Annotated in this window: 7 protein-coding genes; 4 read left to right on the top strand and 3 right to left on the bottom strand. The window is 58.2% G+C overall.

What is annotated here, in order from left to right; all coding sequences use genetic code 11:
• Window positions 1-1,049, bottom strand: a 1,049-nt coding sequence (locus tag ACXRVY_RS11785; protein WP_458237444.1) for an aspartate aminotransferase family protein, incomplete at its 3' end; no start/stop codon positions are given.
• A gap of 287 nt (window positions 1,050-1,336) precedes the next feature.
• On the opposite strand from ACXRVY_RS11785, the gene ACXRVY_RS11780 reads away from it, so the two are divergent.
• The 4 genes from ACXRVY_RS11780 (at window position 1,337) to tatA (ending at window position 4,608) form a co-directional block, all read left to right on the top strand.
• Entirely contained in the window at window positions 1,337-2,263 is a 927-nt protein-coding gene (locus ACXRVY_RS11780; protein WP_223458824.1) for a 2-hydroxyacid dehydrogenase, read from the top strand.
• A gap of 413 nt (window positions 2,264-2,676) precedes the next feature.
• On the top strand, window positions 2,677-3,534 hold the full coding sequence (locus tag ACXRVY_RS11775) for a GNAT family N-acetyltransferase (protein WP_457266032.1): 858 nt from the start codon (window positions 2,677-2,679) through the stop codon (window positions 3,532-3,534).
• Window positions 3,535-3,591: 57 nt separating this feature from the next.
• On the top strand, window positions 3,592-4,299 hold the full coding sequence (locus ACXRVY_RS11770) for a cupin domain-containing protein (RefSeq protein WP_457266031.1): 708 nt from the start codon (window positions 3,592-3,594) through the stop codon (window positions 4,297-4,299).
• 84 nt (window positions 4,300-4,383) lie between these two features.
• Window positions 4,384-4,608, top strand: coding sequence for a twin-arginine translocase TatA/TatE family subunit (gene tatA, locus ACXRVY_RS11765; protein ID WP_457266030.1), 225 nt, complete (start codon window positions 4,384-4,386; stop codon window positions 4,606-4,608).
• A gap of 51 nt (window positions 4,609-4,659) precedes the next feature.
• Here the strand turns inward: tatA and ACXRVY_RS11760 are convergent, their stop codons facing one another.
• Both ACXRVY_RS11760 and ACXRVY_RS11755 read right to left on the bottom strand, forming a co-directional pair.
• Complete coding sequence (locus ACXRVY_RS11760; protein ID WP_458237443.1) at window positions 4,660-6,786, bottom strand: TonB-dependent siderophore receptor; 2,127 nt, start codon at window positions 6,784-6,786, stop codon at window positions 4,660-4,662.
• Window positions 6,787-7,046: 260 nt separating this feature from the next.
• The coding region (locus ACXRVY_RS11755) for a tartrate dehydrogenase (protein ID WP_458237442.1) at window positions 7,047-8,051 on the bottom strand (1,005 nt) is incomplete at its 5' end.

The following is an 8,051-nucleotide window of genomic DNA, read 5'->3' as shown; positions in this document are numbered from 1 at the left end:
CCAATACGAGGGTGACGCGCCTGCAAGCGCAGCAGGCCCTGACGCAGCCGCTCACCCAATACCTCACCACGCTCGAGCAACTGATCCTGCTCGTAAGTTTCGATCACCGCCAACGCGGCCGCACAAGCCAGGGCGTTACCGCCGTAGGTACCGCCGAGACCACCGGGTAATGGCGCGTCCATGATGTGCGCACGACCTACCACGCCCGATATTGGCAAACCACCGGCCAGGCTCTTGGCGACTGTGACCAGATCCGGTTGAATTCCGGCGTGCTGGAAACCGAACCATTTGCCGGTACGGCCGAAACCGGTCTGAATTTCATCGAGAATGAGCACGATGCCATGTTGTTCGGTCAGAGCCCGCAGTGCCTGGAGAAATTCCGGCGGCGCGCAAAGGAAGCCTCCGTCGCCCTGCACCGGCTCGATGATGATCGCAGCTACTCGATCCGGAGCGACTTGAGTCGCCAGCAATTCGTTAAGCGCTTGCAAAGCCATCTCGCTGCTGAAACCGCGATAGGCGTTAGGGTATGGGGTATGGAAGACTTCTGGAGCGAAGGGCCCGAAGTTCTGCTTGTAGGGTTGGCTCATGCCAGTCAGCGTCGTACCCAGTAAAGTACGCCCATGGAAACCGCCACGAAAGGAGATAACGGCTGAACGATTGGTATGCGCGCGGGCGATCTTCACCGCGTTCTCTACCGCCTCTGCACCGGAAGTAAACAGCGCTGCCTTGTAGGCTTCTTGGCCACCCACCAACTCGCACAAGCGCTGTACCAGGTCAATGTAGGGTTTGTAGGCCACCACCTGGAAGCAAGCATGGCTGATCTTTTGCAATTGGGCCTGCACTGCCGCGACCACCTTCGGGTGATTGTGACCGATGTTCAAAACGCCAATGCCGCCGACGAAGTCCAGGTAGCGCGTCCCGTCCACGTCCCACACKTCAGAACCCTGGGCCCGGTCGATGACCAGCGGGTGTGCCGTGACCAAACCCCGTGGCACGAATTGATCGCGCTGACGGAGCAAACTCGGGGTTTCTTCGACTTTACTGTTCATGGCATCTCCCATAGTGAACCTGGCAACCGGGAAACGGCTGCGATGTGTTCCAAAGGTTAAGCTTTCGACGCAATTGTCTAAGCCGAACTTGGCCTCTGAGAAATTCGGATCGACTGTTTTCACCCCGGTAAACAGCAGAATCCTTCAGCTGTAGCCAGCTCCCATGGAATCTGCCGACGTGCACCCCATACAACGCAACGTTATGCGTTTACGCCGATTCTTTCGACATATCCTGCTCTGCCACTCGGGCATGCTGGATACTCCCAATCTGAAGCGAGAAGTTACCCATGGCCCTGCTCTATAAAGCTGACCCGGTGCGCGGCGAACAATGGAAACGCCTATTCGCTGAGCACGCTCCGGATATCGAATGGCGTGCCTGGCCGGACATCGGCGATCCGAAGGATATTCGCTACCTGGCAGCCTGGCAGGCGCCGGACGATCTCGAAACATTGTTGCCAAACCTGCAGGTACTGTTCGCCTTGTCGGCCGGGGTCGACCAACTTGACCTTGACCGTCTGCCAACGACCCTGCCGGTGGTACGTTTACTCGACCCGAGCATCACCCGGGGCATGTGCGAGTACGCCAGTTTTGCGGTGCTCAGCCTGCACCGGGATATGCTCCGTTATCGCCAGCAACAAATGGCTCGGTGCTGGCAGGCTCACCTGCTGCAACCGGCAGCCAAACGTCGGGTAGGTGTGATGGGGCTCGGCACGCAGGCTCAACAGATTCTAGCCACCTTGCAGACCTTTGGATTCGACTTGTCAGGCTGGGCACGCAGTGAGCATCGCATTGCCGGGGTGGACTGCTTTGCGGGCGCTGAGCAACTTCCGGCCTTCCTCGGCCGTTGCGACATCGTGGTTTGTGTCTTGCCATTGACCGAGGAGACTAAAGGGATTCTCAACCGACAGTTGTTCCAGCACCTGCCCAAGGGTGCTGCCTTGGTCAACATGGGCCGGGGTGGGCACCTGATAGAAGAGGATCTGCTGGAGGCTTTGGCCAGCGGCCAGCTCAGCGCGGCGGTGCTCGACGTACTGGAACAGGAGCCGGCGGCGCCGGACCATCCCTTCTGGCACCATCCGCAGATATTGCTGACACCGCATATCGCTGCGATGACCCAACCGGAAAGTGCGTTTAGCGTGTTGCTGGAGAATATCCGCCGGCATCAACGTGGTGAATCAATGCTTGGCCAGGTTGACCGCGAGCGAAGTTACTGAGCAACGCGCGACCTCGTTCGAGAGCGATATCGACGAGGTGCGCCTGATCATCGAGTATCCGCTGAGCATTCTGTAACGTTTGGTCCTGGCCGGTTTTATCTGTGGACCGGCCGGTTTTGTTGAAGGTCTGCTCCGCGCTCCCTTAGCCTTGAGGCGCCCATCCGGGCGCCTTTCTTTAAGCAACTTCCCCCATCAGCAGTGCCTTTTGCTTTGCTCTGCATCCTGAAAGCCGATCCAGTATTTGCTGCCGATCCTGCTTCTCATTTGAGCAGTAAATGTGGCGTACAGAGCTGTCGCTTAAAGAATCTACCGAATCAATGGGGGCCTCTTGTCAGGCCTCGCAGCAGGTGAGATACCAATACTTTCAGCGGAGAAATCCGACCGGTCACGCTCCCCGTCTACGGAGATCTGTCATGTCCAACTCGCAACGCCCTGCATATACCTATCGCCCCATCACCCCGGCCGATGTGCCGCTGGCCCACGCCTTGTCCGTACAGTTGAAATGGCCCCACCGCCTGGAGGAATGGGCCATGTTGCAACGCATCGCGCAGGGTTTTGTCGTAGAACATGAAGGTCGTCTGATAGGTACCGCGTTCACCTGCGTGCAGGGAGATTACGCCACTATCGGCCTGGTGATCGTCAGTGATGAGTACCAGGGCCAGGGTATCGGTCGCAAGCTGATGGAACTGGCACTTGAGGCTTGCGGTTCACGTACCGCCATGCTCAATGCGACGCTGGCCGGCGCCCCACTTTATGCCAGTCAGGGATTCATTGACTTTGGACATATTCAACAACATCAGGGGCAAGCGCTGTCTCCAGTACCCAATGATCTGCCAGCCGGTGAGCGCTGCCGCCCGCTGACCGAAGCCGATCGAAGCGATCAAATCGAACTGGCCAACGCCGGCAGCGGCCTGAACAGACAGGCCGTGCTCAATGAGCTGTTCGATAGTGTCGAACACTCGGTCGGTATCGAGCGCGAGGGTCAGCTACGTGCCTTCGCCATGCTGCGCCCATTCGGCCGTGGTCGCTGCATCGGCCCGGTCATCGCGGAAAGTCCAGAGCAGGCCAAACACTTGATCGCGGTGTTGTTGGCCCAAGTGCCGGACGCATTCGTGCGCATGGATATATCGTCCGATAGCGGACTGGCCCATTGGCTGGAAGAGGCCGGGCTGAAGCAGGTCGACACCGTTGCGCAAATGGCCCGTGGCACCCCACCGCAGGCTATCGGCGCAGTGCGCCAGTTTGCGCTGGTGACTCAGGCCATCGCCTGACAAACCCCACAGATCCATCCAACGCCACACGACGCATATTTCTGGAGAAACTCCTTCATGCAAGAGCCCACTGCAGTGCTGCTGGCACACGCCGACGGCAGTCCCGTTTCAACAAAATTTACCCCCGGCTCGCTAGGAGCCAACGATCCGTTCGACAGGCACATTGCATATGTCGGGACGGATGACATAGCTGCCGGCGTGGTCCAGGCGAGCGGACAATTCAGCGTCGATGAATATCCCTACAGCGAAATGATCGTGGTACACGCAGGACAAGTCACCCTGCAGAGCCAGGATGGCACGCTCCAACTCAATCCCGGTGATAGCGCAGTGATTGCCCGGGGCACATCTCTTCAAGTCGAAGCGCAACCCGACTCTCTCTGGGCATTCTGCGCCGATACCCAGCTCGTTGAGGCGTGCAATCCCGGGTTAACGCCTCTCCCCCAGCTAACCCTGCTCTCTCCCTCGGCAGCACCGGATGCAGAAATCCTGCTAAGCCCGGCACCGCAATGTCGCTCGCACAATTTATTTGTCGAAGAAGCGACCAACCTGCGTATCGGCGTCTGGGACTCGACACCCTATACCCGCAAGGCGAGGCCGCACATGCTGCATGAACTGATGCACTTGCTCGAAGGCAGCGTCACCCTCCAGGTGGCGGACGGGACACATCTGACGGTCAACACTGGCGATACAGTGTTCGTGCCCCGAGGCGCACCATGCGCCTGGAACAGCAGCGCCTATGTACGCAAGTTCTACGTCGTCAAGTAACTCGAACCGCGTTAGCGCCGGCAGATGAGTTTTCCTCCGCCGGCCCCACCACAAAATCGATCAATCAGTTGCGGAGTACAGACAATGGGATTAGGTGGCTTCAGTACCGGAAAACTCCTGATCATCCTGTTGATCGTGGTCATGCTGTTCGGAACCAGGCGCCTGAAAGGCTTGGGGTCGGATCTCGGTGACACGATCAGGGGGTTCCGCAAATCCATGGCCGACGATACGCCAGTCACCGAGGAGTCCAGGGACCCGCCCATTGACGCTCAGGCGCGCACACTCGAAGGCTCGGTAAAAAAATACTAACCCCTGATTTATATCGGCTTTAGCGAACCGCTGCAGGATTCACTGGATCGCCTAGAGGGTGTAAGAAATACCAACCTGCACGGTTCTCGGCACCCCTGGATAGGCGTAAACGTTGCCGAATGCCCCTTCCTCATAGTCTTCGTCAGTCAGGTTTTTTACATCCAGATTGAGCCTGATTTTGTCGTTGACCTTGTAGTAGCTCAGCAAATCGACAACCGTGTAGCTGCCCATTGAAAACGCTGTATTGGCGGTCTGTCCTGCGCGCTCATCGACGTACCTGAGGCCTGTCCCAAGACCCAATCCCTTGAGTGCGCCATCCTGGAACTCGTAGACATTGAGCAGGCTGAAACTGTTCTGTGGAATGTTCATCAGTCGGGTGCCGGATTTGATGACGTTGTCCTTGGTCACTTCGGCATCGACATAGGCGTAGCCGCCAATCACTCGCCATTGCGGGGTCAGATTGCCGGCGACGTTCAGGTCGAGACCACGGCTGCGCACCTCGCCTGCCGCGACACTGAAGGTCGAGTCCACAGGATCGGTGGTGAGCACGTTGCGCTTTTCAATGTGGTAGATCGCCGCGTCGACACTCAATTGACTGTCCAGCGCTTCCCACTTGAGACCCAGTTCATACGATTTGCCCTTTTCCGGTTCGAAACCACCGCCCTGGCGACTGGCACCGGTATTGGGTTTGAACGAGCGCGCCGTATTGGCATAGATCGCCACGGTGTCGGTCAGGTCATAGGTCACCCCTATGCGCGGCGTCACTGCATTGTCGCTGGCATCCCAGCTTCTGCCGCCTGGCACAAAGGTTTCGTAGTCATGCTCGAAGCGCTCGAAACGGGCCCCGGCCAAGACTCTCAAACGTTCGGTCAAGGCCACCTGATCCTGAACGAAAGCAGCGTAGGTCTTGAGGTTTTCTTTGTCGTTAGTCGGGGTTCGGGTCAAAGCTGGACGAGGTTGACCATATACCGGGTTGAAGATATCAATCGGGTACGCACTCACAGCCCCACTGGAGCGCTGGATGATCGCCTGGTAGTCGTAATCCTCATATTCGACGCCGGTCAGCAAGGTGTGATCGAAACCGCCTGCGGTGAAATGTCCGGTGAGGTTGAGTTGGGTGTCCTTGTCCGTCCACTCCAGCTTGCGGTAGTTGAAGTTACGGCCCAGGGTTCGCCCGTCCGCGGCCACACCGTTGGCTTCGACCGCGTTCCCCTCGAGGGTGCCGTCGAGCCATTGGAATCCGCCGCCCAACGTCCAGTTATCGCTCAGCAGATGCTCGAACCGCAATTGCGCCATGTTGTTGTCGTTGTGCAATTTGCCAACGTCTTTTTCACCGAAGAAGGTATCGCGGGACGCGGTGCCAATCTGATTCGGAAAGCGGGTCACGCCGCGATCGAGCGGGTGGTTATTGCGCATGAAGTCGCCTTCGAAAATCACCTTGGTGTCGTCGGTGGCCTGCCAGGAAAGCACCGGCGTCACGCCGTAACGTTCGGTTTCGACATGATCGCGGAAGGTATCACCGCCCTCACCCACCACGTTCAGGCGATAGGCCAGTCGGCCTTCTTCATCCAACGGGCCGGAGGCGTCCAGCGTGCCACGCTTCATTCCATGGTCATCGAGTTGGCTACCCAGCGTCACCGTTGGCATGGCCAAGGGTTGTTTGGAGATGACGTTGAATGTGCCGCCTGGATCGCCTCGGCCATAGAGCATGGTCGCCGKCCCTCGCAGTACTTCCAGTCGCTCGATGGTGTTCGCATCCGGCATGTTCGGATAACCACGGTTGATCGGGAAGCCGTTGCGGTAGAACTCGCCAGTGGTAAAGCCACGCACGGTAAACGTGGTCAAGCCCTGGCCACCGAAGTTATTGGCCCGCCCCACCCCGCCGGCGTAATCGAGCGCGTCCTGCAACCGGGTGGCACTGATGTCCTCCACGACATCCCTGGGCACCACAGTGATGGATTGTGGTATTTCGTGGATCGAGGTGTCGGTACGCGTTGCACTGGCCGAACGCGTCGCACGATATCCATCAACCGGCCCCAACGCCGTTTCAAAGTCAGCCGTGCCAACGATGTCTGTCGCTTGCAACTCCAGACTGGTTTTATCGGTTGTGACTTGCTCCGCCCAGGAGGAAGCGGAAAACGCCTGAAGCACACAGATAGAAACCAGAGTACGACGCATCGAAGAAACCTTGAGAAAATAGCCAAATGGGACGGCATACGTGCCAATAATTCGCGGCGTATGGTATATCGCATCATCAGCTTTTGATACGTATTCGCATTTATATTTTCTGAACGCTGCCTGCGGTTTTACAAGCAATCCCGGAACACATCGCTTCGGGAACCAAGGTCGAATCAAAAAAAGCCCGCAGTGTGGACGGGCTAAAAGGGTGAGACACAAGAGTGAGTGGAGCTTTCCAGCCGACCTGTTGTTATCCGGATTTAAAGCGCCGCGGCGATTGCCATACCGACATCCTGGGTCGAGCCCTGCCCGCCCAGATCTGGGGTGATCGGTCCCTCGGAGATGACCTGCTCGATGGCCTTGAGAATACCGTCATGGGCCGCACGGTAACGCTGATCGCCATTGCCCAGGAAATCCAGCATCAAGGCACCGGACCAGATCATCGCAATCGGGTTGGCGATGTTCTGCCCATAGATATCCGGCGCCGAGCCATGGACCGGTTCGAACAGCGAGGGAAAGCGCCGCTCCGGATCGAGGTTGGCCGAGGGGGCGATGCCGATGGTACCGGCGCAGGCCGGTCCCAGGTCGGACAGAATGTCGCCGAACAAATTCGACGCCACCACCACATCGAAACGATCTGGCTGCAGCACGAAGCGCGCACAGAGAATGTCGATGTGTTGCTTGTCCCAAGTGACGTCCGGGTACTGCTGTGCCATTAACGCCGTGCGTTCATCCCAGTACGGCATGCTGATGGAAATGCCGTTGGACTTGGTGGCCGCGGTCAGACGTTTGCGCGGCCGGGTCTGGGCCAGATCGAAGGCGAACTTGAGAATCCGGTCCACACCGCGCCGGGTGAACACTGACTCCTGCAGCACGAACTCATGCTCGGTGCCTTCGAACATCTTGCCGCCGACCGAGGAATACTCGCCCTCGGTGTTTTCGCGGATCACCACGAAATCGATATCCCCGGCTTCGCGTCCGGCCAGCGGACACGGCACACCGGGAAACAACCGCACCGGACGGATGTTCACGTATTGGTCGAAGTCACGGCGGAACTTCAGCAGCGAACCCCACAGGGAAATGTGATCCGGCACTTTGTCCGGCCAGCCCACGGCGCCAAAGTAAATCGCGTCGAAACCCTTGAGTTGTTCGAACCAGTCAGCGGGCATCATTTGCCCGTGTTCCAGGTAGTAATCGCAGTGCGCCCAGTCGAGCACTTCGATGCTCAAATCCAGCTGCCATTTCTTCGCGGCCTGCTCCAGTAC

Source organism: Pseudomonas sp. P5_A2_2 (assembly GCF_054177685.1).
Note: the sequence above shows the minus strand (reverse complement) of the source record. Positions and strands in the feature narration are given on the sequence as shown.

Coding starts and splice junctions, on each gene's coding strand:
- ACXRVY_RS11770 (WP_457266031.1), top strand. CDS start 3,592: ATGCAAGAGCCCACTGCAGTGCTGCTGGCACACGCCGACGGCAGTCCC.
- tatA (WP_457266030.1), top strand. CDS start 4,384: ATGGGATTAGGTGGCTTCAGTACCGGAAAACTCCTGATCATCCTGTTG.
- ACXRVY_RS11780 (WP_223458824.1), top strand. CDS start 1,337: ATGGCCCTGCTCTATAAAGCTGACCCGGTGCGCGGCGAACAATGGAAA.
- ACXRVY_RS11775 (WP_457266032.1), top strand. CDS start 2,677: ATGTCCAACTCGCAACGCCCTGCATATACCTATCGCCCCATCACCCCG.